Annotated in this window: 16 protein-coding genes and 5 pseudogenes; 13 read left to right on the forward strand and 8 right to left on the reverse strand. The window is 70.1% G+C overall.

What is annotated here, in order from left to right; translation table 11 throughout:
- Window positions 1-4: 4 nt before the first annotated feature.
- Window positions 5-1,354 (reverse strand): DUF5685 family protein, encoded by a 1,350-nt coding sequence (locus OG361_RS02415; protein ID WP_405851600.1) that lies wholly within the window; start codon window positions 1,352-1,354, stop codon window positions 5-7.
- Window positions 1,355-1,532: 178 nt separating this feature from the next.
- Here OG361_RS02415 and OG361_RS02420 point away from each other — a divergent pair.
- The 4 genes and pseudogenes from OG361_RS02420 to OG361_RS02435 form a co-directional block, all read left to right on the forward strand.
- Window positions 1,533-1,682: pseudogene (locus OG361_RS02420) on the forward strand (IS5/IS1182 family transposase); the annotation flags it as partial.
- Window positions 1,683-2,502: 820 nt separating this feature from the next.
- The gene (locus OG361_RS02425; RefSeq protein ID WP_405862018.1) at window positions 2,503-3,696 is read left to right on the forward strand and encodes an MFS transporter; all 1,194 of its coding nucleotides are present in this window, start codon (window positions 2,503-2,505) and stop codon (window positions 3,694-3,696) included.
- Window positions 3,697-3,713: 17 nt separating this feature from the next.
- A pseudogene (locus OG361_RS02430) lies at window positions 3,714-4,111 on the forward strand (3-hydroxyacyl-CoA dehydrogenase NAD-binding domain-containing protein); the annotation flags it as partial.
- 104 nt (window positions 4,112-4,215) lie between these two features.
- On the forward strand, window positions 4,216-5,031 hold the full coding sequence (locus tag OG361_RS02435; RefSeq protein WP_405851601.1) for a TIGR01458 family HAD-type hydrolase: 816 nt from the start codon (window positions 4,216-4,218) through the stop codon (window positions 5,029-5,031).
- Between the two features lie 68 nt (window positions 5,032-5,099).
- On the opposite strand, the gene OG361_RS02440 is transcribed toward OG361_RS02435, so the two are convergent.
- Window positions 5,100-6,341 carry a PP2C family protein-serine/threonine phosphatase gene (locus OG361_RS02440; RefSeq protein WP_405851603.1) on the reverse strand — a complete coding sequence of 414 codons (1,242 nt, stop codon included), beginning with the start codon at window positions 6,339-6,341 and terminating at the stop codon, window positions 5,100-5,102.
- A gap of 727 nt (window positions 6,342-7,068) precedes the next feature.
- On the opposite strand from OG361_RS02440, the pseudogene OG361_RS02445 reads away from it, so the two are divergent.
- The 3 genes and pseudogenes from OG361_RS02445 to OG361_RS02455 all read left to right on the forward strand — a co-directional run bounded on the left by OG361_RS02445 (window position 7,069) and on the right by OG361_RS02455 (window position 10,593).
- A pseudogene (locus OG361_RS02445) lies at window positions 7,069-7,686 on the forward strand (hypothetical protein).
- Window positions 7,687-7,699: 13 nt separating this feature from the next.
- Complete coding sequence (locus OG361_RS02450; RefSeq protein WP_405851604.1) at window positions 7,700-9,088, forward strand: cytochrome P450; 1,389 nt, start codon at window positions 7,700-7,702, stop codon at window positions 9,086-9,088.
- A 5-nt stretch (window positions 9,089-9,093) separates the two neighbouring features.
- Entirely contained in the window at window positions 9,094-10,593 is a 1,500-nt protein-coding gene (locus tag OG361_RS02455; protein WP_405851605.1) for a cytochrome P450, read from the forward strand.
- Between the two features lie 249 nt (window positions 10,594-10,842).
- On the opposite strand, the gene OG361_RS02460 is transcribed toward OG361_RS02455, so the two are convergent.
- On the reverse strand, window positions 10,843-11,871 hold the full coding sequence (locus OG361_RS02460; protein WP_405851606.1) for an amidinotransferase: 1,029 nt from the start codon (window positions 11,869-11,871) through the stop codon (window positions 10,843-10,845).
- Window positions 11,872-12,334: 463 nt separating this feature from the next.
- The gene (locus OG361_RS02465; RefSeq protein ID WP_405851607.1) at window positions 12,335-14,320 is read right to left on the reverse strand and encodes a galactose oxidase-like domain-containing protein; all 1,986 of its coding nucleotides are present in this window, start codon (window positions 14,318-14,320) and stop codon (window positions 12,335-12,337) included.
- 346 nt (window positions 14,321-14,666) lie between these two features.
- Between OG361_RS02465 and OG361_RS02470 the strand changes: the two genes are divergently transcribed.
- The gene (locus tag OG361_RS02470; RefSeq protein ID WP_405851608.1) at window positions 14,667-16,934 is read left to right on the forward strand and encodes a Dyp-type peroxidase; all 2,268 of its coding nucleotides are present in this window, start codon (window positions 14,667-14,669) and stop codon (window positions 16,932-16,934) included.
- Between the two features lie 33 nt (window positions 16,935-16,967).
- On the opposite strand, the gene OG361_RS02475 is transcribed toward OG361_RS02470, so the two are convergent.
- Complete coding sequence (locus OG361_RS02475; RefSeq protein WP_405862712.1) at window positions 16,968-17,333, reverse strand: hypothetical protein; 366 nt, start codon at window positions 17,331-17,333, stop codon at window positions 16,968-16,970.
- Here OG361_RS02475 and OG361_RS02480 point away from each other — a divergent pair.
- The 4 genes and pseudogenes from OG361_RS02480 to OG361_RS02495 all read left to right on the forward strand — a co-directional run.
- Window positions 17,314-17,463, forward strand: a pseudogene (locus OG361_RS02480) (regulator); the annotation flags it as partial. The gene OG361_RS02475 and the pseudogene OG361_RS02480 sit on opposite strands and share 20 nt — an antisense overlap.
- Window positions 17,464-17,490: 27 nt before the next feature.
- Window positions 17,491-18,084, forward strand: coding sequence for a CBS domain-containing protein (locus OG361_RS02485; protein ID WP_405851609.1), 594 nt, complete (start codon window positions 17,491-17,493; stop codon window positions 18,082-18,084).
- Between the two features lie 111 nt (window positions 18,085-18,195).
- The gene (locus OG361_RS02490) at window positions 18,196-18,942 is read left to right on the forward strand and encodes an ABC transporter ATP-binding protein (protein ID WP_405851610.1); all 747 of its coding nucleotides are present in this window, start codon (window positions 18,196-18,198) and stop codon (window positions 18,940-18,942) included.
- A 2-nt stretch (window positions 18,943-18,944) separates the two neighbouring features.
- Window positions 18,945-21,881 carry an ABC transporter permease gene (locus OG361_RS02495; RefSeq protein WP_405851611.1) on the forward strand — a complete coding sequence of 979 codons (2,937 nt, stop codon included), beginning with the start codon at window positions 18,945-18,947 and terminating at the stop codon, window positions 21,879-21,881.
- Between the two features lie 74 nt (window positions 21,882-21,955).
- Here the strand turns inward: OG361_RS02495 and OG361_RS02500 are convergent, their stop codons facing one another.
- From OG361_RS02500 to OG361_RS02510, 3 genes are all read right to left on the reverse strand, one after another.
- A complete protein-coding gene (locus OG361_RS02500; RefSeq protein WP_405851612.1) occupies window positions 21,956-22,084 on the reverse strand; it encodes a hypothetical protein in 129 nt (42 codons plus the stop codon).
- A gap of 97 nt (window positions 22,085-22,181) precedes the next feature.
- Window positions 22,182-23,237 (reverse strand): hypothetical protein, encoded by a 1,056-nt coding sequence (locus tag OG361_RS02505; protein WP_405851613.1) that lies wholly within the window; start codon window positions 23,235-23,237, stop codon window positions 22,182-22,184.
- 284 nt (window positions 23,238-23,521) lie between these two features.
- Window positions 23,522-23,851: a hypothetical protein gene (locus tag OG361_RS02510; RefSeq protein WP_405851614.1), complete on the reverse strand. Its 330-nt coding sequence runs from the start codon at window positions 23,849-23,851 to the stop codon at window positions 23,522-23,524.
- A gap of 281 nt (window positions 23,852-24,132) precedes the next feature.
- Between OG361_RS02510 and OG361_RS02515 the strand changes: the two are divergent.
- A pseudogene (locus OG361_RS02515) lies at window positions 24,133-24,444 on the forward strand (pyridoxamine 5'-phosphate oxidase family protein); the annotation flags it as partial.
- Window positions 24,445-24,981 lie beyond the last annotated feature (537 nt).

Consider the following 24,981-nt stretch of genomic DNA (forward strand, 5'->3'; position numbering starts at 1 on the left):
TCCTTCAGTCGCAGCAGCACCCGCACGGGTTGCAGCAACCGCCGCCACCACCACCGCAGCCGTCACCCGAACCACCACCGGAACCACGAGAGCCACCGGACCCGTGTCCACCGCCCCAACCGCCGGAAGAGCCGCCCGAGTTGCCGCCGCCCGAGCCGCTGAACCAGCCGTCGCCCCCGGACCCGTCCCGGCCTGACCCGTCCCGGCCGGAACCGTCCCGGCTCGAGCCGCCGTTGCGGCTGCCGTCGCCGAACCCGAAAGGCTCTCCATCACCCGGGTCGGCGCCCTCGTCGCAGGTGCAGCAGGTGGAGCACAACCCGCAATCGCCGCACAACCGGCGCCACTCGCCACACCGCCGGCACCGCCCCTCCGGCGGCCGGCCCGACGCCTGCGACGCTCCCTGTGGGGCCGCGCCCGCGAGCGCCCCGACCCCACAGGTCGTGCCCGCGCCGGTCTCCGTAGGTGCTGCCGTCGCCGTACGGCGCCCCAGCCAGGGCAGCATGCGCAGGCCCCGTGCCTGGTGGCGGTGCTGGTGGTGACCATGCCCAGGGTCGAAGACCCGGTCCACGGCACGCTCCAACTCGACGCCCAGGAGGGCCCGCACCAGCTTCCCGTCGACGAACACGACCTCGGACAGCGCGAGTCGGATCCCATGGACGGCGTCGTCGCAGAGCCGACGCACCTCGGCACGGTCCGCACCGGTCACGGCGATCGGGTTCCACGCGCCGGACGCCTCGTCCGCGTCCAGGTCCTCCACCGCGTCCAGCAGGTGGGCCAGCCGACCGAACAGACGGCCGGCCTCCGCCAGCGGTCCGGCGTTGCCCGAGCGGCCGGCGAGCACCGCGGTGTACGCGAAGGCGGCGGCGGTCGCCGTCTCCGTGGGCTCCGTGACCGTCAGCAGCGAGCCACCGAGGCCGGTCGACCGCTCGATCTCCGGCTGGCGTTCCACCGCCCGGAGCAGCAACGCGGTGTCGAAGCCGAGCCGTTCGCCGCCCGCGGCCCCCGCACGGTCCCAGCCGTGGGCGATCCGACGTGCCGCCACCGTGATCGGGCGCCTTCCCAGCAGGCCGTCGCCGTCGGCCACGTGGTCACGTATCTTTGCCGCGGCCAGCACGAGCGACACCGTTGCCGCCAGCCGCGCACCTTCGCCCTGCGCCACGTCCGCCGACCGCATCCCGCGCAGCGGGCACGGACCGGCGCCTCGCCGCCAGTCACCAGTACGCTCCGACTGCGCTTCGGTCAGCACCGAGACGATCAGGCCGTCGTAGTTGGTGGCCGTCCTCGCGAACTGCCCGTACTCCCTGCCCAACGCCAGGCACAGCCCGCACAGATGCGCCATCCACTCGGTACGCAAACCGTCGCCCAGGCGATGACGGCAGGGCCTGATGATTCCGAACACAGAAGTTGTCCCCCAGAGAAACAGCTGACCGAATACAGCCGGATGGACGGCGCACGAACGAGCGCCCCACAGGAGTCGCGTCCGCGCGATCGTCCACCGCATGTGACGCGACGCGCGGCGGACATCCTAGGCCTGGTGTGACCTGCCGGAGCGCTACGGACCGTGGAATACGGTGAACGAACGCTTCGCGGACGGCACCAGGGACCGGCTCCTGGCCCATGTCCAGCAGCATTCCGATGCGGTCGGGCAGGTGGACTGGACGGTCGTCTGCGTGGACTCGACCACGGTCCAATGGGTACGGCGAGGTCGCCCACAGCCGCGACGAGATCGCGCTCGCCAGTCACCGGGAGAGGCAGCCCGCGCGTCCACCGTGCCGTGGTGGAAGGTGCGACGTGCCCACGACGGAGCCGACGGCGGGAGCCCTCCTTGACGAACCAGCCCCTCGCCCGTCGGCGGCAGTCCATGCGTCGTCCGCTCTCCACCTGGCTGGAACATGTCGCGCGGTCGTACCCGGCCCTGGTGCAGAGAGTCACCCCGGACGAGTCCCCGAGGAGCGCTCCGCCACCAGTAGGACCGGCGCGGCGGGTGGGGGCTCCTCGCCGCCTCGCACCGCCGTGACGTGCGGCGACGTACACGCCGAGCGGTGACGGAGGCGCCTTCTCGGACGTGGTGCCGGGGGCCCGGACTCACGGCCCATGGCGAGCATGCCGTATCCCGCTCACGCGCCACCGCGATCCATTTTCCGCGACAGGCCTTGGCCAAGATCGCGTGTTGATTTCCGTCACCCCGTGTTGAATAATGTTTGCGCAAACATGCTCCGTGAAGAGTCGCTGCGTACGTCGAAAAGTCACACCAGCTCCCCTTGATCGATGCAACCTTTCCCGCCCGGAAAGTGGCTTACCTCCTGATCATTCGGAGAGGTCCGGGTGGGCTCGTTCCTGCGGCTTCGCCGCCCAGGCGCTCGCTCTCGGTGTGCTCGGCGAGTACCCGCACGCCGAGCTCCGCCAGGTGCAGAACCGTCCCGACATGATCATGACCTACACCCACGAAATCGTGCGCCGGCACCTGGAGTCCGCGTGACCGACAGTGCAACACAGACCGACCTGCCGACGAGCTCAGCCGACAGTGGCACTCGCGCCTTCACCCCGGCCGCCATCGTCGCCTCCTGCGTCGGCTTCGTCCTGATCGGCGCCCTGCAGGCCCTCTACGGGCCGGCCATCCCGGCCTTCCGTGACGAATACGCCCTCTCGCCGTCCGCCGCCGGGCTGGGCCTGAGCGCACACTTCGTCGGCGGCGTCGCAGGCGTCCTGGCGTTTGACCGCCTCTACGGCCGTATCGGCAACCGCCTACTCCTGGGCGGCTCTTACCTCCTCATGGGGCTTGGTGCGGCCGGCTTCGCCCTCGCCCCCAACTGGCCCGTCGCCCTCGTGGCAGCGCTGCTGGCGGGTCTCGGCTTCGGCGGCGTGGACTACGGACTGAACCAGCTCTTCGCCACCGGCTTCGGCCACCGGTCCGCGGCCATGCTCAACATCCTCAACGCCCACTTCGGCGTGGGCGCCATCCTCGGCCCCGCCGTGATCGCTGCCGTGGGCGCGGACGAGTACACCACCGTCTTCCTCGTCTTCGCCGTCCTCAACCTGCCGCTGCTGCTGTGCCTGAAGGGGGTCCGCGACACGCCACCGCCCCAGGAGATGCCCTCCGCGACGACGCCGCGCACTGCGGCCCGCACCCGCAGTCTGGTCACCCTCCTCACCGTGTTCGTCGCTCTGTACGTCCTGCACGTAGCGATCGAAGCAGGCGTGGGCGGCTGGGAGCCCACCCACTTGGAGACCGTCGGTTACAGCGCCGGATTCGCCGCCACCGCCACATCGGTGTACTGGCTGATGATGACGGTGGGGCGATTCCTGGTGGCCCCGTTGGCTCTGAAGGTCTCCGCTCAGGCGATCATCACCGTCTCCTGTGCCGGAATGACCCTCTGTCTGCTGCTCGCCACGTTCCCGGGCTTCGCTCCCTACGCCTACGCGGGTGTCGGGCTCTTCATCGCCCCGATCTTCCCCACCGCTCTGCCGTGGCTGAACCGGGCGGCGCCTCAGGCCGCGAGGGCCGGCGCGGTGGTGATCGCCGCGTCCATGGTGGGCGGCGTCGCCGCCGGCCCCGTCCTGGGCAAAGCCATCGAGTGGTCGGGCGTCCGCGCCGTTCCTCTGCTGCTCGGTTTCCTCTCGGCCCTCTGCCTCGCAGCCACCCTCTGGCTGATCCGCGCGACCCGCCCCGCTCCACCTACCGTGCACAGCGACTGACGGCGGAAACAGGAGAAGCGAGAGCGGCCGCCACGAACACCTCCTCCTCCCCGTGATGCGCCCGGGCATGGCCACCGGCCGCGCCGACCGGGTCGTCGGGCTGCACTTCTTCGACCCCGTACCCGTGCTGCCCCTCGTCGAGGTCGTCACCACCCTGCACACCTCCGCCGAGGTGGCCGCGGACGTGACGGACTTCGCCACCCGCACCCTCGGCAAGACCGTCATCCACTCCCACGACCGCACCGGCTTCGTCGTCAACGCCCTCCTCGTCCCCTACTTGCTCTCCGCGATCCGCATGACCGAGTCCGGCTTCGCCACCGCCACGGACGCCGACCGCGGCATGGAACCGGGCTGCGCCCACCCGATGCGGCCCCTCCGACTCACCGACCTGGTGAGGGTCCGGTGCCGTGCGTCTCAGGAGGGCGGAAAGCGTGGAGGCTTCCCGCCCTCCTTCGTGTGCTCCAGGGCGCCCGGGCGCGCCGCCCGCCTACCGTCGTGGCGGGGGCTACCGTCGGATCCATGGAGCGAATCCGTGCGGTCCTGATCGACATCGACGGCGTCCTCACCGTCTCCTGGAAGCCCCTGCCCGGAACGGTCGCGGCCATGGAACGGCTGCGCGCCGCCGGCCTCCGCCTCGCGCTGGTCACCAACAACACCTCCCGCACACGTGCCGCCATCGCCGCGCGCCTGGCCGGCCTGGGCTTCCCCGTCGGTGCCGGAGACATCCTGACCGCCCCGGCCGCGACGGCGGCCTACCTGCGCGAGCACTTCCCCGGCGCCCGCTGTCTCCTGCTCAACAGCGGCGACGTGCGGGACGACCTGCCGGGGGTCACGCTGGTCGACGAGGGGGACGCGGACGTGGTCGTCCTCGGCGGCGCGGGCCCCGAGTTCGGCTACGAGCCTCTCAACCGCGTCTTCCGGCAACTGCAGCGCGGTGCCCGGTTGGTGTCCATGCACCGCAACCTGTATTGGCGTACCAAGGACGGTCTCGACCTCGACACCGGGGCCTTCCTCGAAGGCCTTGAGAAGGCCTCCCGCACAGAGGCGGAGGTGACAGGCAAGCCGGCGCACGCGTTCTTCGCGAGCGCCCTCGCCCACCTGGGCGTCGACGCACCCGAAGCGCTGATGATCGGCGACGACATCGAGTCGGACGTGCTGGCAGCCCAACAGGCAGGCATCACCGGCGTCCTGGTGAGGACAGGCAAATACCTCCCCGAGACGCACCGCGCCGCCTCCGGGACCCCCGACCACGTCCTCGACTCCTTCGCCGACCTGCCCGCCCTTCTCCTCACCGGCTCCAGCTCCCGTTCCCGCCACGACTCGCCCGGAACGTAGCCCGCCGGCGAGCACGGCGACTCCGGGATGAACGCCTCAAGGTGCGGGCCGCGTCCCTCAGCCGCGGCTCAATCGAGGGTGGCGAGATGATTGGCGTCGCCGCCACGCCACTCGATCAGGAAGATGGTCGCGTCGTCGCTGGTGACGCCGCCCCGTTCCTGCTTCAGGGCGTGAGAGAGCGCGCGCACCACGGCTCGCACCGCGGTGTGGCCAAGGGCTGCCCGGTTGGTCAACTCGATGAGCTGCTCCTCACCGAACTCCTCCCCGCCGGGCTGGTGCTCTTCGATCAGGCCGTCGGTGAAACACAGCAGCCGGTCCCCGGGCTGCAGTAGCCGCTCGCTGACCACCGGTTCCTCACCGCCGAAGCCGACCGGCAATGTTGTCGGGCTCTCCAGCCGGTCCACCACGGAGCGGTCACGGATCAGCAGCGGTGCCGGGTGGCCGGCATTGACCCATTGCAGCCGGCCCGTGGCGATGTTCAGGCACATCATCTGGGCGGTGACGAAGTGGTCGTGGCCGAACTGCTCGTTGATGGCCCTGTCCATGAACGCATACACCTGGGACAGACCGGTGTTGGCCCGTCGTGCGTGGCGGTAGGCCCCGATGGCCACCGTCGCCATGGTCGCCGCGTCCAGGCCGTGGCCCATCGCGTCGATCATGGCCACATGGAGGATGTCGCCGTTGAGGGCGTAGTCGAAACTGTCGCCGGCCACGTTGTACGCGGGCTCCAGGATTCCGGCCACCTCGACCTGCGGAACAGTCATCGACAGCGGAGGCAGCAACGACCACTGGATCTCTGCGGCCACGCTCATCGGGGCGCGGCGTCGGGCCTGGAAGAACAGGTCGGTGTAGGCGTCCTTGGTCACGATCATGTCTGCGACCAGCCCGGCGAGTCTGCGCAGCAGCCGCCGGTCGTCGTCATCGACGCTGTCCAGGGTGACGGCCATCGCCCCGACCTGGTCACTGCCGTCCAGCAGCGGCAGATACATCCGCACGCTTCCGTCCTGCGGTACCTCCACCGTTCTGCGGTTCAGAAACGCCTCCCCGGCGGGGGACCCCTCAACCGGCTGGGGGTCATCGACCATCAGCCCCCGGCCTGGCAGCGGCACCAGCATCATCTGCTCGTAGTCCTGCAAGAGGATCGAGACGTCCCGGCCACCGACCCGGGCCACCTCTTCCGCGACGAGGGGGGCGATCAACTGCGGCGGCATCTCATGAGCCCGGTCAAGCAGCAAACCCAGCAACCGCTCGCCAAACCCCTCCGACCGGTCCACCCCGAACTTGCCCGGCTTTCGCCCGCCTTCGGTCATGGCTGCTTGCATCCCTTCATACCGCGGCACGGGATTCCAGTGGGCGGTTGTGCGGGGCCGGTACAAAGCGCAGCGCCCCGGACGGCGATCCACTCCCAACAACGTTCACTCGCCCCATACGCAAGGCTCGCGACACGGCAGTGATCAACCCGCACAGCCTGACACCGCCAACCGGCCCAACAGCCGATTACGCCATGGGCGGCATGTCACACCCGGTCAGAACAGCCGGCACGCATATGCGCCTGCTTCGGCGGGTCCTTGTCGGGCACGGACCTGGAGACAGAAACGCCCGCCCCCGGCGTCAGACTGTCCCTCACCTTGCCTCGCCACGAAGCACGGCCTACGGGTACGCGACCGCCGTCAGGCGGTGCCCGCGTCAGAGGCGGCCGTGTCCGTGGAGGAGACGGAGGGCGCGCGTCAGCGACCTGCCCGTGTTCTCGCACGATCGGGTGGACCCGCCCGCGTGTCGTTGCGCCGCGCCTCCCCGACTCAAGATCCTTCCTGTGCAGTGATCATCGAGGAAGGGCGTGGTCTTCACGACCCCGTGGCCGCTGCGGAGCAATCCGCATCTGGACCAGGCGCGCGAGCGCGCGATCGACTGGATGCGGGAATTCGGGCTGCTCCAGGGCGAACAGGCCGCACACTGATCGACACGGCGCAGGGGGTACCCGGAGCGGATCGCCATCCGGCGCCCACGGTACGGGCGTTCGCGGACCTGTGACCCCGGATGGTGCGGGGGATGTCCCCGGCGCTGCGCTCCCGCGTCTCGTACCACTGGAGCGCGTATTTCTCCTCGCAGCTCACCGAGGCGATCGACCGCACCGACGGCCGCGTCCATCACGATCTGGAGGCGTACTTCCCCCTGCGGGCCGCCACGACCTGCGCCTTCGGGCAGAACGACCTGGGTGAGCACTGAGGCGGCGTCGAGGTGGCGCCGGTGGTCTGGCACCACCCGGTGCTCGGTCGTATGCGGCAGCTCGGGGCCGACCTCGTGGCGTTACGCAACGACTCGATGTCCCTGCGGCACGAGGACGTCACCGGCGGGCACAACGCCATCCATCTGATCGAGCGTACGCAGGCCTGTACCCGGCAGGAGGCGCTGGTCCACGCGTCCCGCATCGCGCAGGACAAGGTCGACGAGCTGGTCTCCCTGGAAGCGACCGACCTGCCCCGGCTCGTCCGCGCCCTCTCCCCCGAGCAGCGCACCGCGGTTCTCGGGTACGCGGGCGTCATCCACGACTGGGTCCGCGGCGACTACGAGTGGGAGCGGATCTCCGGCCGCCACCAGCAGCACCGGATCCTGCCGGACTGGGCGACCGGCCTGCTGGTCGGCGCGGAGAGCTGAGGACATCATGACGGTGACCATCCCCTCTTCCGACCGGGCCTCGTCCGCGGTCCCGAAGGCCCCGGGCGCCCTGCCCCTGCTGGGCCACCTGCGTCAACTGCTCTCCGATCCGACCCGGTTCCTCACCTCCCTGCCCGCCCACGGCGACCTGGTGGAGATCCGGCTCGGCCCGCGCCGTACCTACGTCGTGTGCAGTCCCGAGTTGGTCTCCCAGGTGCTGCTCACCGGGCACCGCGACTTCGACAAGGGCGGACCGTTCTTCGAGAACATCGCCGTGTTCTTCGGTGACGGCCTCGCCACCTGCCCCAACGCCAAACACACGAGGCTCCGCCGGCTCACGCAGCCGGCCTTCCATCCGGGCAAGCTCGTGGACTACGCCGCACTGGCCGGCCGTGAGATCTCCGCCGTCACCGCGACCTGGCGAGAGGGACAGGTCCTCGACGTCTACCCGGTGATGCAGGAACTCGCGCTGCGTATCACCGTCTCGACCATGTTCGCCTCGTGGTTCACCGGACAGGACTCCGGAGCGGGCCAGGTCGAGGAGACCCTGCGCGAGGTGGACACCCTGGTGAGCGGTGCGTTCCTGCGCATGGCGGCCCCCGGCCTCGCAGGTCTTCCGCTTCCCACCAACCGCCGTTTCGAGCAGGCTCGTCGCTCGCTCTACGCGAGGATCGACGCCACCGTCGCCGCGTACCGGCGGGACGGGATCGACCACGGCGATCTCCTGTCGATGCTCCTCACCCGGGGCGAGGAAGGTGCCTCTCTGACGGATGCCGAGATCCGGGAACAGGTGATGACCATGTTCATCGCCGGCATCGGGACCACTGCCGCCATGCTGGCCTGGACCCTCCACCACCTGTCGCTGGACGAGGAACTGGACGCCTCCGTCGCGGACGAGGTCCGAGAGGTCTGCGGCGGGGCCACCACCCGCCACGAGCACCTGCCGCGACTGGAGACCTTGTCGGCGGTCGTCGCCGAGAGCTTCCGGATCACCCCCGCCGCCTGGCTGTTCAGCCGTACCACCGTGACCGCGACCGAGCTGGGCGGTCACAGCGTCCCGGCCGGCTCCGACATCCTGATCAGCCCGTACATCCTGCACCACCGACCCGACCTGTTCCCCGACCCCGGACGGTTCGACCCCGGCCGCTGGATCGGCGGGGAACAGAGCTGGGTGAAGGCCGAACGGGCCCTGACGATGATCCCGTTCGGCACCGGCTCCCGTAAGTGCATCGGACGGGACTTCTCCGTCAACAACATCACTCTGGCGCTGGCCACGCTGCTCGGCGACTGGCGGCTCACCCCGGCGAACACCTCCCCTGTGACGATCAGCGGCCGCAGCATCATCGAACCCCGGGGCCTGAAGCTGCGCCTTACGCGCCGCCACGAAGCCAGTGAGGCCTGAGAAGGATGACCACCCCTCGGGTCGAGGCACGAGACAGCATCCCCACGGCGCCTGGCGGTCTGCCGCTGATCGGGCACGCTCTGCCACTCCTCCGTGACCCTGTCGGACCGCTGCAGTCGATCCGTCCGCTCGGCGACATCGTGCGCATCCGCATGGGGCCACAGAGCGTGTACGTCCTCAACTCCCCTGACCTGGTACGGCAGGTGTTCGCCGCCGACGCGGAGTCGTACCGCAAGGGCAGCTTCTACGAGAAGTTCCGCCCCTACCAGGGCGAGAACCTCTTCACCACGGACGGCGCCGGCCACCAGCGCCAGCGGCGGCTCGTCCTCCCCGCCTTCCACCGAGAGCGGCTGAAGCGGTACACGGACGTCATGCGGGACGTCGCCGCCGCCCGCTGCTCCCGCTGGACCGAGGAGCGCACGATCGACGTGGGCGCCGAGATGTACGCGCTCAGCAGCGAGGTGGTGGCGCGGGTCCTGTTCGGCGGCGACATCAGCGGCGAGCAGATCGACAGGATCCAGACCTGGCTTCCCGTGTTCATCCGCGGCATGGGCCGCAAGGTCGTCTCCCCTGCCGGCTGGCTCGACCGGCTCCCCACCCCTGCCAACCGGCGCTTCGACGAGGCGCAGAGCGGTCTGCGCGCGCTGGTGGGCGAGCTGGTGGACGCCCACCAGCGGGACGGTGAGGACCGCGGCGACCTGCTGTCCATGCTCGTTGCCGTCCGGGATCCCGACGACGGCCGGACCATGAGCGCCACGCGGGTCCGGGACGAGGCCATGACCTTCCTGACCGCGGGCATCGAGACCGTCTCCACCACCCTCACCTGGCTGTACCACGAGGTCGCCACCCACCCGGAGGCCGAGAAGCGGCTGATCGACGAGCTCGGTACGGTGCTCGGCGACCGGCCGGTCACGTTCGACGACCTGCCGACGCTGACGTACACACAGGGCGTGGTCCGCGAAACCCTCCGGCTCCACAGCCCCGCTTGGATGCTCATGCGCCGGCCCGCCGCCCCGGTCAAGCTGGGCACGGCACAGCTGCCCGCCGGGACGGAACTCCTGTTCAGCCCCGCCACGCTGCACCGCGATCCCGGCATCTACCCGGGCCCGGCCGAGTTCCGCCCGGAACGCTGGCTCGACGGGAATGCCGGCGAGACGCCGTACCTGCCCTTCAGCACCGGGCCCTACAAATGCCTGGGCGACCACTTCGCCCTCACCGAACTCGCCACCACCGTCGCGACCATCGCGGTCCGGTGGCGCCTCGCACCCATCTCCTCCCGCGCACCCCGCGAGGTGGCCGGTGCGGCGCTCACCCCGCTCCAGGTCGAGCGGATCTACCGGGCCTTCGGTGTGAACGAGAAGCTGAGCGCCGAGACCTTCGCCCGCATCGACCGCAACGGCGACGGCTTCGTCAGCGTCGACGAGTTCGTCAAGGCGGCCCGTGACGTCTGGAGCAGCAACGACCCCGAGGCCGCAGGCACGGTCATGTTCGGCCCCCTCAACTGACCCACGCGTCACGCCGTCGGCGGCCTCGGCACCACCGTGCCGGGGCCGTCGGCCGTCTTCTCCCCTCCCATGGGCCGCGCGCTGTCCGGAGCCACCGGCAAGCAACGCCCTGAAACGCGAAATCAAGCGTGATCTTCAGGATGAGCCGGGTGGGTGCCCAGGCTGGTCGATCAACTGCACAACAGGGGTCGAGGAATGGTGACCGGCATCGCTGCCGCCGTCGCCGTAGACACCTTGGACGTCGCGCGACTACCCGCGGGCTTCAGCGCTGCGGCGGTCCCTGCGTAGGTCCAGGGTGGCGCAGTGGAAGGAGCCTCCCAGCGCCTGAACGTTGCGAAAGGGCAAGGCCAGCGGAGTCATGCCGTAGGAGACGAGCAGCTCCTGGAGCTTTTCGTCCCGGGCCTCGGTGAGGACGTGCTGGTGGTCGACCACCAGCAGGTTCATGCAGACCCAGGCGCTGGTCATGTAGAGCGGCGGGCTGTCACGCGGCGCGGGGAGAGGGGCAGGGACGAGCTCCCATCCCTCCATCGGAGAGCCGCCAAGCTGGGCGGGATCCAGCCGCTCCGGGTTGTACAGGGCCAGCCCCTCGCGCAGTGGGCACAGCGTCGCGTCGATGTGCATGGCGTGCGGGTCGTCCGGTTGGACCAGATGGACGCGGGTGTCGGGGCCGAGCCGGCTGCGCAGGTGCGCGATGCCCGAGCGGTTGGTGACGTGGCTGAGCTGGCCCAGGATGGTGCGAGGGCCCAGGCGGAGGAAATCGGCGGCGTCCCAGGCTGGTCGGTCCTCCCCGATCACCCAGTGGCCCGAGCGGGACGGGCCACTGGTGAGGGGGTCGACGGCCAGGTCCACCCCCGACGGCAGCCAGTGCGCTCCCGATCGGCGGAATTGTTGAAGGAGCGCCCCGTAGGCGAGCAGTTCGTGGCGGCGGCTGCGCCAAGCCATCGGCGCCTCGACGACACGGTTGCCCATGACGAGCAGAGAGTCGCGTGGCATGGCGGCGCAGTAGCCGCCCAGGCCCGACCAGGGAACGCGCCGCGGCCGGTGCACCACGCAGCCCAGGCTCTCCAGTGTTTCCGCAAGGGCCTGGAGCTCCTGCTCCGCGGCCTCCACGATCCGGGAGGGAAAGGGGTGGCCGGGCCGGAACTCCGCCCAGTGTTCGCGGGGCATGGTCGCCTCGATCATGCGGGGGTCCTCGGCGGGGAACATCGCGCCGTACGCCGTGCCGACCACCACCTCTCGTAACGGACTCCACTCGTCGCACGCGTCAACCACGATCATGTCGGCTCTCCCGGGCTGCCAGGGCACCGCTGCCCCCACATCGGTGCGGTCCGGGCACCCACCGATCGGCCGGTGAGGCGCCCCGGCCATCAATAGCCGCGACCAGCGGGCGAGGCGATCCCTTCGCTGGGAGTCCACTCGAATCGGGGATGACATGTTCGCCGAGCAGCCCACAGCCGTGTCGTCGATGCCGGCCCGCCGGCATCGGTCGCGGTCGTCGGTCCAGGCGTTCGCTGTCGTGGCCGTCGAGTGGAGTCCAACCCGTCCTCGGCACGGCGTGCCGCGGTCGGCGTCCTTGTCCCTCGGTTCCACGGCGTCGGCCTGGTACGCCAGACCAGACCTGGACCAAGCGCGGGGAGGCTTGCCGTCGTGCGACCCCGATACCGGTGCTGTGCGGTCCGTGGCGAGCCCCAGCCCGTGCCCGGTGACCTGGCCGGGGCTCGCCCTGTAGAGACGGCAGTTGTCAGTCGGCGGCCTTCACCTTGTTGGTGGTGACGCCCGTGGTGGTGGCGGCGGCCGCCGGGGGCTTCAGCTGGACCCAGCCGGCCTTGCTCGGTGCGCCCTCTTCGTTGAGGAGGAAGAGCATGTAGTGGCCGGGCGGGGCCGCGGCGGCGGTCGGTGGGGCCTGAAGCTCCAGGAAGTTGCCGCTGCGGCTCTTGATACGCAGTTCGAGGTGACGCTGGCTGGTGTTGATCGAGTGGGTTGCGGTCGTCGGGGCCAGCAGCACGGCGCGGGTGACCTCGCTGGGCGTACTGGTGCTGACCGTGATCTTCTCGTTGTAGCCGACGGTGGGGTTGAAGATCAGGCCGAGCGCGGGGCGGCTGCCCTGGTGGAGGTAGGCCGGCTCGTAGATCTCGATGCTGCCGTTGTTGTTGTCGGTGATGTCGGGGTCGTTGGCGAGCTGCTGCAGCTCGTCGCCCGTGATCATGACACGGCCGTCCGGGAGGACCACGCCGTTGGAGTGGTAGCCGCGCGGCAGCCGCTGGACGGGGCCGAGCTTCCAGTCACCGTTTTCGTCGCGTAGTTCGACCTGGCGGTACTTCAGGTCGGCGTTGGGGTTGTACGGTCCGTTGCCGTAGTCGCGGATGTCGAAGGCGCCGTTGACGGTGAGCAGGTTGCCGTTCGGCAGGAGCAGGGTGTCGTCCTGGGTACGGCCGAAGGCACGGGGTTTCTCGGTGTTCCACTTGCCGCCGGCCAGACGGTACGTGTTCGGGTCGTTGCGGTCGCCGCCGAGGACCAGGACCGAGTCGGGGCCTCTGAAACCGGCCGGCAGGGGGACCGCCGAGCCGTAGTTGCGCCTCCACTCGCCGCCGTCCGGGCCGGGCTTGTCCTTGTTGATGTCCGGGCGGTTCGGCAGGTCGGTCTTGGTGTCGGTGGCGGTGTCGAAGAGCCATTGCTGGTCCACGGAGCGGCCGAGCCCGTAGATCTTCCCGTCGCGCAGCGAGAACAGGTGCGGGTAGTCCCACTTGAACGGGGCTTCGGTCGCAAGCTTGTCCACCCCCCAGCCGATCGGCTTGACCGACTTGTCGAAGGGCACGGGGTGGGCCGCGGCGGGGAAGCGCTCGACGACCGGGGTGGGGGTGCCCCAGCCGAGCTCCGACTGGCCGGACATGATCACCTGACGTCCGTCGGCGCCGGTGACCACGCTCGGGTACCACCGGCCGACGGACATGTCCTCGTTCAGGTACCACTCCTCCGCCCAGGGGTCGAAGACCAGGGACAGCTTGGCGCCGGAGCCTCCGTTGCCGCCGAGGTTGCCGCCGAAGACGCCGAGCATGCCGTTGGGCAGGTAGGAGTGGCCGGCGCAGAAGAACGGGGCCGGGCGGGGCTCGTTCTTGCCGTCGGGCATGTTGACGACCGGTGGTTTCTTCTCGGTGAACGCGCTGGGGCCGGTCCCCTTGGCGGGGTCCCAGATCCAGGCGCGGCCGGCGTTCGGCTTGCCGATCGTGTCGGTGGGGGCCGGCTCCTTCTGCGGGTTGGTCTCGATCCGCTCGAAGGAGAACAGCAGGACCTTGCCGGTCGGCAGCAGCGCGATGTGGGCCGCGAAGTCCGGGGACTGGAAGTACTCCCGGAACCGGCCGAACTCGGCTGCGTCGAAAGCCGCGTTGGCCTTCTCCTGGGAGGCGGTCAGTGCCTTGAGCCGCTCGGTACGGGTGGTCTGCGGGTACTCGCCGACGTCGGCCAGTGCCTTCCGGGTACGGGCGTGCTCCTCGGCGTGCTCCCTGCCGAGTGTCGCCGCCTCGTCCGGGTCGACGGTGACCGGTGCGGTCGCCGCCCGGGAGGCGGGGCCGTGGGGATAGGCATCGCCCCCCTCGTCGTGACCGGTGTGGGCGAGTACGGGGCCTGCCGACGCCAGGGCCACGGACGCGGCCATCGCGGTGGCTGCGCAGACGGAGATCGCCGTGGCGAGGCGTCGGCGGACGGGCAGGGGCGGATTACTGCGGGACATGGGACTCCTTGCCGGAGAGGTGTAGGTGCACCAGCCGCGACCAGGGGACGTGTCGGGGGGCGGGCTGCGCCAGGACTGCCACCTGTTCACGCAAAGTGACAGACCTCAGCTTTCCGGCGGGTCGCTCGGCTGTCACCCCGAGACATGCAGGCGGGTGACCCCGAGCGCCGAAAGCGCCCCCGCGCACGTCGTGCGCCCCCCGACCAGCACGTTTGCGGACAACAAACGGGTGACGGACAGCTTCGTCGGCCGGTCGGGCACCGGAAGCCCACATGAGTGCCGCGTACTTTGCTGATTACTCCGCGCAACACAAAACGGCGTGGAGGTGTCGTTTTCTGGAGGGAACATGGTGGACGATCTCAAGCTGCGTGAGAGCGACGACATCCAGGGCGATGTGATCGCCGGCTTCAAGAAGGACCAGATGACCCTGCTGTTCCTCAAGTTCGAGGACCCGGCGCGGGCGCGTACCTGGGTCAAGGGCCTGGAACCGCAGATCGCCACGACGAGGCAGGTGGCGACCTTCAACGCCGCCTTCAGCAAGGCCAGGAAGGCGTCGGCCGGCGACGACCCGAAGTCGCTGAAGGCCACCTGGATCAACGTCGGTTTCACCTGCGCGGGCCTGCGGGAGCTGACAGGAAAGGACCCGCTGCCCTCCGTCAAGCCCGGCAGCGGCCTGGAGGCCTTCAAGCAGGGCTCGGACAAGCGGGCCCTCGGGGACACCGGCGACAGCTCGCCGGAGATGTGGCTCTTCGGCAACGGCAAGGGTCAGGTCGTCGACGCCGTGCTCACCATCGCCTCCGACACCGTCCAGGACCTCCAGGCGGCGGTCAGACAGCAGCGCGAGGCGTGCGCCGCGGCCAAGATCGTGATCGTGTTCCAGCAGGACGCCGCCACACTGCCCGGCAGCCGGAGGGGCAAGGAGCACTTCGGCTTCAAGGACGGCGTCAGCGAGCCCGGCGTGATCGGCTTCGACGAGCCGGACCCCGTCAAGCCCGAATACGTCAAGGGCCACCACGGCACCCGGCTGATCCCGCCCGGCGAGTTCGTCGTCGGCCACGACCGGATCGGCGGCGTGCCGCACGAGACGCCCGAATGGGCCGACAACGGCACCTTCCAGGTGGTACGCCGGCTGGGCCAGGACGTCCCGGGCTTCTGGTCCCAGGTCGCCGGGCAGCTGAAGGTGCTGAAGGAGGCCAAGGTGGTGCCGCCCGAGGGCACCTCGGAGTGGTTGGCGGCCCGCCTCGTCGGCCGGTGGCGCTCCGGCACCCCCGTCGCCACGTGCCCCAACGCCGACCGGCCCTCCAACGCGCTGGCCGGCGACGACAACGACTTCGGCTACCGCAACGACCCCGAGGGCTTCATCACCCCGCTCTTCTCGCACCTGCGCAAGACCAACCCCCGGGACGGCCTGCAGGAGAAGCCCGGCGATCCGCCGTTCGACGAGAATCCGGTGATGGACCGCCGCCGGATCATCCGCCGCGGCGCCCCGTACGGTGCGCCCTTCGACCCCGCCTCGGAGGGGCCCGGCGGGCCCGACGAGAAGCGCGGCCTGCTCTTCGTCTGCTACCAGTCGGACCTTGTGCAGCAGTTCGAGTTCATCCAGAAGGCGTGGATCGACAGCCCGAACTTTCCGCCCAACCGGACCAACAAGCCCGGCCCTGACGGAATGGTCGGCGCGGCCGGAACGCTCAGCTACGAGACTCCCGGCAAGACCACTCAGCTGAGCCTGAGCCAGTTCGTCGTGACCGAGGGGTCCGTCTACGCCTTCGTCCCCTCGCTGACGCTGCTGCGGCTGCTCGGTGACGGCCGGCTCACCGACAAGCCGCCCGTCGACGTCCGGCCGACCGACGCCTTCCTGCCCATCCCTGACATGCAGCGGATCAACGGCAAGAGCTGGTACTGGGCGTACGGGACGGGCGGCGACGGTGACCCGGTCTGCCGGACCATCTCCATCGCCGACGGGGACGAGCACGCGGACGTCCGCGAACGCCCCGACCGGCCGCTGAGCACCTGGCCGTGCTTTACGGGGGTGAAGAAGGCCGACGCGATCCTGCCCGTCCCGGACGAGCAGCGGATCAACGGCCGCAGCCGGTTCTGGCTGTTCCACACCGTCGAAGGCCGGCAGGTCTACCGGAAGATCTCGATCGCCGCCGGCGCCGAGTCCGGACTTCCTTCCGAGCAGACCGCCGCGATCGACCTCCCGGACCGCTCGCTCTCCGCCTGGGTCTCGTTCAACGGCATCGAGAGGGTGGACGCCTTCCTGCCGGTACCCGACCTGCAGCGGGTCGACGGCAAGAGCTGGTACTGGGTGTTCCACACCTTGATGGACCGTCAGGTCTACCGCCTCATCTCGGTCGCCGACGGCAGGATGCACCAGGACAACCTCGAACGCGGCGACCGCGGCCTCGACCTGTGGCGATCGCTGGCCGGGATCACGCGGGTCGACGAATTCCTCGCGGTGCCGGACATGCAGCGGATCAACGGCATGAGTCTGTTCTGGGTGTTCCACCAGGACAAGTACCGGATCATCGTGATCCGCGACGGCCACGGCCACGAGGACCAGGTCACGGTCGAGGACCGGCCGCTGACGATGTGGAGGTCCCTGACGGGCTGACCGGCCCTGTCTCTGGTTCGGCTCCGAAAGCAGTCAGTGGCCTCGCCACGGCCGCCCCCGGGGGCCCGCACAGCCGTAGCGGGCCGGAGGGGCGGGTGCGGTCGCGGCGGAAGCCGACTGGAGGTCGTGGAGCCGATGGGAGGCGCGCCGGTGCGGCAGACCCGGGGCGGGGCCGATCATCAGCCTCCGACGAGTTCGACGCCAGATGCGCTCGGTCGGCCCTGCCCTTCGACTCGCCCAGGTGTTGGCGGTTGTGCGCGCCCCCGTGGTCCGGGCTCGGTCGACCCGCCACTGGGCGTCGGCGCGGAACCTGGCCGTCACGACGCGCAGGTCACCCCGGGCGTCGGCCAGGCGGCGCACCAGCTCGTGGGCGGCCGGCGAGTCCGCGACCGTGCGCATGATGATGGACGCCGATCCTGCTCTCGGCTCCGCCCTCGGGCATTTCGTCGGGCAGACGCTCGCTCGTCGCCTCGTCGCCGCCCGAGTACGACTGCTCGATCTGTACGCCCCGCACGGCAGCGGCCTGTAGACCCTCGTCCACCTCCCGGTGAACGTCATGCCTGCCTCGCACTGCACCGTCAGCGACGTCATGCCCCACACCGCCATCGCGATCGGCCGTGACGCGCCCTACAAGGAAATCGTCGCGCTCTTGGACCGGTGGAAGGTGAGTGCCCTTCCTGTCCATGAGGGAGAGGGCCGTGTCGTCAAAGTCGTGTCGGAGGCGGATCTTCTGGCGAAGGAGGAGTTCCGGCTCGACGAGCCTCGCCCGGGCGAATTCGACGAGGCGGCCAAGGCCGGAACCCTGCGGGCCGGGGAGCTCATGTCGAGCCCGGCCGTGACCGTACACGCGGACGCCACGCTCGCCGAGGCGGCACGGATCATGGCCACCCGGAGGGTGAAGCGGCTGCCGGTGGTGAACGACATCGGGGCACGTCTGGTCCCGGCCGAGCGGGTCGGCTCGGTGACGGGAGTGGTCGGGGCGGCGGGCGGTCTCGGAGGCTTCTTCCCACCCCTCGTGATGGGAGCGGTCGACAGCATCGCGCACGACTACACGTGGGGATTCGTCCTCCTCGCCGTCACCGCGACCGGCGCGGGAACCCTGGCCGCCACCGCTGTCCAGAGACGCGCCCGGGCGGCAGCGGACGCCTGACCGCGGCTGCGAGACCGCTCATGCGGGCCTCCCGGTGACCCGGCGAATGGGCCGTTCGGCCCGTATCCGGGCCTGAGTGGCCGTAGCCGCCGGTTCCCTCCGGAGGTTGGTATGGAAGACATGAACGCCGACCGCGCACTCCTCGTCGCCACCGGGGTACGCAAGATCTACCGGACGGGCTCCGTCGAAGTCACCGCCCTGCTCGACCTGGACCTCCTCGTGCGCCACGGGGAGATGGTGGGGGTCATGGGACCGTCCGGCTCCGGAAAGACCACACTGCTGAACTGTCTGTCGGGGCTCGACGACATCGACGGCGGCCGGGTGGAGGTCGACGGCCACGACCTGTTCGCGATGTCGGACGCGGCGCGCACGGAGCACCGGGCGCACACCATGGGGTTCGTCTTCCAGGCGTTCAACCTCATCCCGGTCTTCTCCGCGGTGGAGAACGTCGAACTGCCCCTGCTTCTCGTGGGCACCCGGCCGCGCGAAGCCCGTCGCAGGGCGCTGGACATGCTCGACCGGGTGGACCTGGGCCACCGGGTCGAGCACCGGCCGAGCGAGCTGTCCGGGGGCGAGCAGCAGCGGGTGACCATCGCCCGCGCCCTGGCCGGACGCCCGGCCATCGTCTGGGCGGACGAACCGACGGGCAACCTCGACAGCGCGATGGCCGACCAGGTCATGGACCTGCTGTGCGAGCTCAACCAGGACGAGAGCCAGACCATCGTCCTGGTCACCCACGACAGCGCCATCGGCGCGCGCGTCCCCCGGCTCATCCGGATGCACGACGGACAGCTGGTCGACGACGTCCGCCGGCCCGTCACGGCCCGAGCCCCGATCCCCGACGCCCCCTTGGGCTGACCATGTACCCGAACCTCCTCATCCCGCTGCTCACCGCCTTGGCGCTCGCCCTCGCGGCCCTGGTGCTGGTCGCCGTGCGGCAGCCGGTGTCACGGCGGCTGGCCTTCCGGCAGGTCGCCCGCCGACGTACCGAGGCAGCGCTGGTGATCGGCGGGTCGATGCTCGGAACGGCCATCGTCATCGGGGCCCTGGTCGTCGGCGACACCCTGAACTTCTCCGTACGGCAGGAGGCGTACCGGACCCTGGGGCCGGTGGACGAGCGCGTCGTCGCGCCCCCCGGACCGACCGGGCGCGACGTGACCGAGCGGCTGGCCGCCCTGGCGGGCGACCCCGACGTCGACGGAGTACTGAACGCCCAGGCCACCCAGGCATCGGCGGTCAGCGGTACCGACGGCCGCACGGTCGCCGAGCCACGCGTCCTGGCCTGGCAGATGGACTTCGACAAGGCGGCGCGCTTCGGCGCGCCGGGTGGGGATTCCGGTCTCGGCGGACCGAATCCGAAGCCCGGCCAGGTCGTGGTCAACGAGCCGCTGGCCCGCTCCCTGAACGTGGGGGCCGGGGATCCGGTCACGCTGTATCTGTTCGGAGTTCCGGGGACGTACCGGGTCGAGCGTGTGGTGCCGGAAGAGGGGCTGGCCGGTGTGGGCCTCGGCGGCAGGCTGAACCGCGACGTGTTCCTGGCACCGGGGACCCTGGACTCCGCCGCCCGGGCCGCCGGAGCGGAGCCACGCTCGGTCACCTTCGTCTCCAACCGAGGCGGCGTCGAAAGCGGCGAAGCCCTGACCGATCGGGTGACAGCCGACATCCGGCAGGCGCTGGGTCCGCTCGCCGGCCAGACAGAGGTCGAGACGCCGAAGCACACGGTCCTGCGGGACGCCAAACAGGCCGGGGACTCCCTCGGAGCCCTGTTCCTCATGATCGGCAGTTTCAGCATCATCGCGGGCGCCCTGCTGCTGGTGAACATCTTCGTGATGCTCGGCGAGGAGCGGAAGTCCCAGATGGGCATGGTGCGGGCCGTGGGGATGAAGCGCTCGCGGCTTGTCGGGTCCTTCACGCTCGAAGGGGCGACCTACGCGTTGCTGTCCGCGCTGCCGGGCGTCGCCATCGGGGTCGCGGTCGGCTGGGGCGTCGCCGTCGTGGCGGCGCAGATCTTCCAAGGCTGGTCGGTCGGCGGGAGCAGCATCCGCATCACGTTCGCCATCACCCCCACGAGCGTCCTCAACGGGCTGGCCATGGGCCTGCTCATCGCCTTCGCCGCGATCCTCGCGACCAGCGTGCGCATCAGCCGGTTCAACATCATCGCCGCCATCCGCGACCTCCCGACGACGCCCGGACAGGGGCCACGCCGCCGTCTGCTCGCCGTCTCCAGCACCCTGGCCGTCCTGTGCGCGTTCGCGGCCGTCCCGGCCGTGGCACGCAGCCAGCCCGACGCGACGTACCTCATGCCGGCGCTCGCCCTCGCCTTCGCCACCCCGGCACTCCTGCGGGTCCTCCCCCGCCACACGGTCACCACCCTGGTCGCCGGAGCCGTCCTCGCCTGGACGCTCCTGGCACCCGTCATCCGCCCCCGGATCTTCGACACACCCTCGATGTCCGTATACGTCATCCAGGGCGCCCTGGCCGCCTTCTCCGCCGTGGTGCTCGTCAGCGACAACCAGAAGACCCTGCTACGCCCCGTACGGCGACTCCTCCAGCGCCCGACGGAGGGCGGCCTGGCGGCGCGGCTCGCGATCGCGTACCCGCTGGCCAAGCGATTCAGGACCGGCGCGACGCTGGTGATGTACACCCTGATCGTGTTCGTCCTCGTCCTCCTGACGGAGATCTCGGGCATCATCCGCGCCGGCGTCGACGGAGTCGTCGCCGATGCCACCGCCGGATACTCCCTGCGGCTGGACTACAACCCCCAGGTCGCCGGCGACCGGCTCCTTGCCGATCTCCGCGGCGGCCCGTCCGCCCCCGGGATCGCCGCCGTGACACCGCTGCTCAACGCCACAGGGCGGGCCACCGATCCAGGACACCGCACCCCTCAGCCCCTGGACACCGCCGTCGTCGGCGTGCCCGACGGAGCGATCACCGGCATCACCTTCCGTGAGCGCCTGCCCGGCCTGGAAAACGACCCCGCGGTATGGCAGGCCCTCGCCTCCGACCCCCGCTACGTCGTGCTCGACGGCTTCTTCGGCAGCACCGGCGGCCCGGCCGGCGACTACTACGACCCCGGAGACACCCTCACCCTGACCGACCCCCGCACGGGCCGCAGCGAACAGAAGGTCATCGCCGGCGTGCTCAGCAACGGATTGGTCTTCTACCCGGGCACCGGCGCCAGTTCGACCACCTACCCCGTGGTGTTGAGCGAGCAGGCGACGCGCGAGCTCTTCGGCGCCCAGGCCCAGAACGCCTCCGCGCTGGTGAGAACCGCCCCCGGCATCTCCCCCGACGCCCTGGCGACCCAACTGCAGGGCGAGCAACTCTCGTCCAGCCTGGTCGCCACACCCATCGAGTCGGACATCCGCCAACAGTTCGACTCCAGCACCGCCTTCTTCCGCCTCATGCAGGGCTTCCTCGCCCTGGGCCTCGGCGTGGGCATCACCGGCCTCGGCGTCGTCATGGTCCGATCCGTACGCGAACGCCGCCGCACCATCGGCATCCTGCGGGCCCTCGGCTTCCGGGCGCGGACCGTCCAACGGTCGTTCCTCTGGGAGAGCACCTTCATCGCGATGGAAGGAATCGTGCTCGGCTCCTTCCTGGGCGTGCTCACCACCTGGCTGATGTACGCCAACAGCGCCGCGTTCGAGGGCCTCGAGGGAGGTTTCCCGGTCGAATGGACCAGCATCGGCGGCCTGGCCGCAGCCACCTTCGCCGCGTCGCTCCTGGCCACGATCGGGCCGGCCCGACGCGCGGCCGCCATCCGCCCCGCGCTCGCGGTGCGCGTCACCGAATGACGAGCGGTTCCTGAACGGCGCCGGCGCCAGGCGCCGACACGGGTTTCCTCGGCCGCGCTGGGCTCCCCGTGCCGTCACAGGGTCGGAAAGGGGGCCTTCACGATGTGCTCGCCGCCCATGGCCAGGCGGAGCCGGAGCGTGGCGACGAGCCTCTGATCAGCGTCGCCGAGGCTGATCCCGCTCAGGGCGACTGCCTTGCGCACCCGGTAGCGCAAGGTGTTCGGACACGGACGGTCCGCGCGTATCGACGCCAGGAGTCCGCCGAGATTCTCGGCGAAGTCGGAAGTGTGATCCAGGCGCTCATTCTCGCTGCCGGTCCGGTTGCGGCGCAGGGCGAAACCAAAGGCGCATCCGGCGGTGCCTGGGATGGCTGCCAGAAACAGGACGAAGAACGGCAGCACCATGCCGTCGTTCAGGCCGCTCTCCGCATTCAGTCCATGCCGTACGAGCGCCGGGACCCGGGGATCGGAGATGGCGGTCTTTCCCAGGGCGGCGTCGGTGGGGGCGAGGATCGCGCCGACGAGTGCGAGCTCCCACATCGTCAGCCCCGGCAAAAAGGCCAGGCAAGCAGCCGGCCCGCCCCGATGCTCGGCAGCAGTCCGATGCCCAGCAGACGGCTCGGCAGAAAGCCCCCGGCCGCGAGGTCCCGCCCTGTTCGAGCGCGGTACGGTCGTCAAGCGGCAGCCCGTTGTAGCGGCCCGCGTAGTAGTACCACAGGCTCTTGAGCGTCTCGAGCCGTTCCGGCTCCTGTACCGCCACGTCCGTGGACTGCGCGCGGTCCTCCGTGAGGTTGTAGAGCTCCCGCCGGTCGTGGGAGAAGTTGCCCCAGCCGCTCAGCGGCGGGTGAGGCGGGTGAACGGTGCAGGCCAGCCACCCGTCGTGGTAGATCGAGCGCTGCCCCAGCATCGCGTGGAACTGGGTCTGCTTTCCCGGCACGGTGGGGTCGGTGAGCGAGGCCGCGAAGCTCTCACCCTCGATCGGGCTCTGCGGGTACCCCCTGAGCTCCGCGGGTGGCTCGATGTCCAGCAGCTCGTAGAGCGTGGGGACGACGTCGACCGCGTGGACGTACTGCTGACGGACTTCCCGTTGCGGCTGGATCTTGGCCGGCCAGGCGACCAGGCACATGTCGGCCACGCCGCCCTCGTAACCGGCCCAGCCCTTCCAGTACGGGAACGGGGTGTCGAACGCCCAGGCCCAGCCGGTCGGGTAGTGGTTGCAGGAGACCGGGCTGCCGAGCTCGTCAAGGTGCTCCAGGGACAGTTCGGTCGATGTGGGCAGGCCGTTGAAGAACCGCCACTCGTTGAACGTTCCGTCAGGCCCGCCCTCGCCGCTGCCGCCGTTGTCCGAGACGGCCACGAGACGTAGCCGGCGAAGACCTCGGCCATCCTGATGAACAGCCGCTTCTCGTCCGGGCTGAGCGTCTCCCAGGGCCGGACGAGATCCAGCCTCGGCCACGGCTGCCCGTCCGGTCGGATCGCCTCATAGCCCTCGTCGAACACACCCTTGTAGGCGTCGCCCATTCCTTGGAGACGTGGTGCGGCGCATGGGCCGCGTCCAGCGCCAGGTACATGAAGAACGGCTTGTCGGGCCCCGGCGGCGGAGACCTTGACTCACACACCGTGTCGAGCGCCCCTACACGTTCAGGAGTACCAGTCGGCCTCCGCCGGCCGCGCCCGCCGGGGCACCTCCCGGGCGGGCATGGGCCTGCGTTCGCCACCCGCGAGCAGAGTGCTTGCCGGAACGCCGCCGAGAGCGCCCGGGAGCGTCACCTCGACCTCGATGCCGCGAGGCGGGTCTGTGGGCAGGATCGTGGTCAGGACCGTCGTCTGTGCGTGGTGGCCATGGGCGCGGGTGGCGGCGACCTGCTTCCCGTCCACGAGGAGCTCCAGCTCCCGCGTCCCGCCCATCCGCAGGCCCACGGTGACCGAGCAGCCGGCGTGCTCGCAATGAAAGTGATACTCGCGGCTCATGCCTGCCTCCCTGAAGCGCCTGGCAACAAAGCCTCTTCCCTTCATCGTGGCACCGGATGGTGACTGCGTCAGCCCTGGATCTCACCCCCGCGGCCGTCACCGTGATCCTCACCCGCTGCGCCACCTCTCCCAACCGGCCGCACCACCGTCTCCGAGGATCGAGGGGGGGCTGTCGCCGCGCGCAAGCAGTACGCAACACACCCCGGCGACGCAATGGGCGGGCGCGGTCGACCACAGCCAGTGACGACGGCGGAGGGAAGATCCGCATCGTATGCGCGTGGAAGTTCGATGGACTTGCCGCGGGTCCCCGGGTGTCAGTGGGGATCTTCGCTCCGCTGGTCGGGCAGGCCGGCAGCCGAGGTGCTCAGCTCTTCGGGCAGGCTCGCGTGCTGTCTGAAGACGACCCGGACTTCGAGCACTGATGGCCGGCCTTCCGCCGGCAGTCCGACCACGTCGAACGGTCGCGCTCTCTCGACGAACCCCCGTCGGGGCCGCTCGTCGTCATCGAGGCCGAACGGATCGTCCATACCGAGCACTGGCTGCGGCGCGAGGGGTTCGCACCGCGGCAGTTCTGGACCAGGGCGGACCAGTAATCCGCACATGTCGCGGCCGGTGGCCGTCAGGCGCTGTGCTGCCGGACCGCGGGCCACCGGGATACCCCCGGGCGAATGCGCGATCTTGTGCTCGACTACGTGCCTTTGTACCTGGTGATCCCGTACGACCGAGGCTTCCCTTTATCTCGCCGTGACCTATCCGGTGGTCATTCGATCTTCGTTCGCGGGCCTCATGGAGGGAGAACCAAGGGGGGTGAACGGATTTCCCAACCGGGATCCGGGATATCGCCAGAGGAGGCCCTCCATGGACGCCATCGCCGCCACCGTCACAAGAGCCCTCACCCCTTTTGGGGATCTCGTGGCGGGCTCCGCGGTCGTCGCCTGTACGAAGCCGCGCTCCGCCCTGCACCTCGACCTTCCGGAACCGGGCGACACTTTCGCTCATCATCGCGAATGGCACGCCTGGCTCGATGCCAGGACTCGGCGAGGTCAGGAACGGCCGTTGAGCCTCGGTACCGGCCGCCGGGGACCGTCCATGCGTCACCCGGGACGCCATACTCGATCTCGATCTCGACC

Source organism: Streptomyces sp. NBC_00090, assembly GCF_045160815.1.
Classification (GTDB): Bacteria; Actinomycetota; Actinomycetes; order Streptomycetales; family Streptomycetaceae; genus Streptomyces.

What these genes read in the sequence shown, in the direction of transcription:
- OG361_RS02465 (WP_405851607.1), bottom strand. Translation starts at nt 14,320, where the DNA reads ATGTCCCGCAGTAATCCGCCCCTGCCCGTCCGCCGACGCCTCGCCACG.
- OG361_RS02495 (WP_405851611.1), top strand. Translation starts at nt 18,945, where the DNA reads ATGTACCCGAACCTCCTCATCCCGCTGCTCACCGCCTTGGCGCTCGCC.
- OG361_RS02440 (WP_405851603.1), bottom strand. Translation starts at nt 6,341, where the DNA reads ATGACCGAAGGCGGGCGAAAGCCGGGCAAGTTCGGGGTGGACCGGTCG.
- OG361_RS02485 (WP_405851609.1), top strand. Translation starts at nt 17,491, where the DNA reads ATGCCTGCCTCGCACTGCACCGTCAGCGACGTCATGCCCCACACCGCC.
- OG361_RS02490 (WP_405851610.1), top strand. Translation starts at nt 18,196, where the DNA reads ATGGAAGACATGAACGCCGACCGCGCACTCCTCGTCGCCACCGGGGTA.
- OG361_RS02455 (WP_405851605.1), top strand. Translation starts at nt 9,094, where the DNA reads ATGACCACCCCTCGGGTCGAGGCACGAGACAGCATCCCCACGGCGCCT.
- OG361_RS02470 (WP_405851608.1), top strand. Translation starts at nt 14,667, where the DNA reads ATGGTGGACGATCTCAAGCTGCGTGAGAGCGACGACATCCAGGGCGAT.
- OG361_RS02460 (WP_405851606.1), bottom strand. Translation starts at nt 11,871, where the DNA reads ATGATCGTGGTTGACGCGTGCGACGAGTGGAGTCCGTTACGAGAGGTG.
- OG361_RS02475 (WP_405862712.1), bottom strand. Translation starts at nt 17,333, where the DNA reads ATGCGCACGGTCGCGGACTCGCCGGCCGCCCACGAGCTGGTGCGCCGC.
- OG361_RS02435 (WP_405851601.1), top strand. Translation starts at nt 4,216, where the DNA reads ATGGAGCGAATCCGTGCGGTCCTGATCGACATCGACGGCGTCCTCACC.
- OG361_RS02510 (WP_405851614.1), bottom strand. Translation starts at nt 23,851, where the DNA reads ATGAGCCGCGAGTATCACTTTCATTGCGAGCACGCCGGCTGCTCGGTC.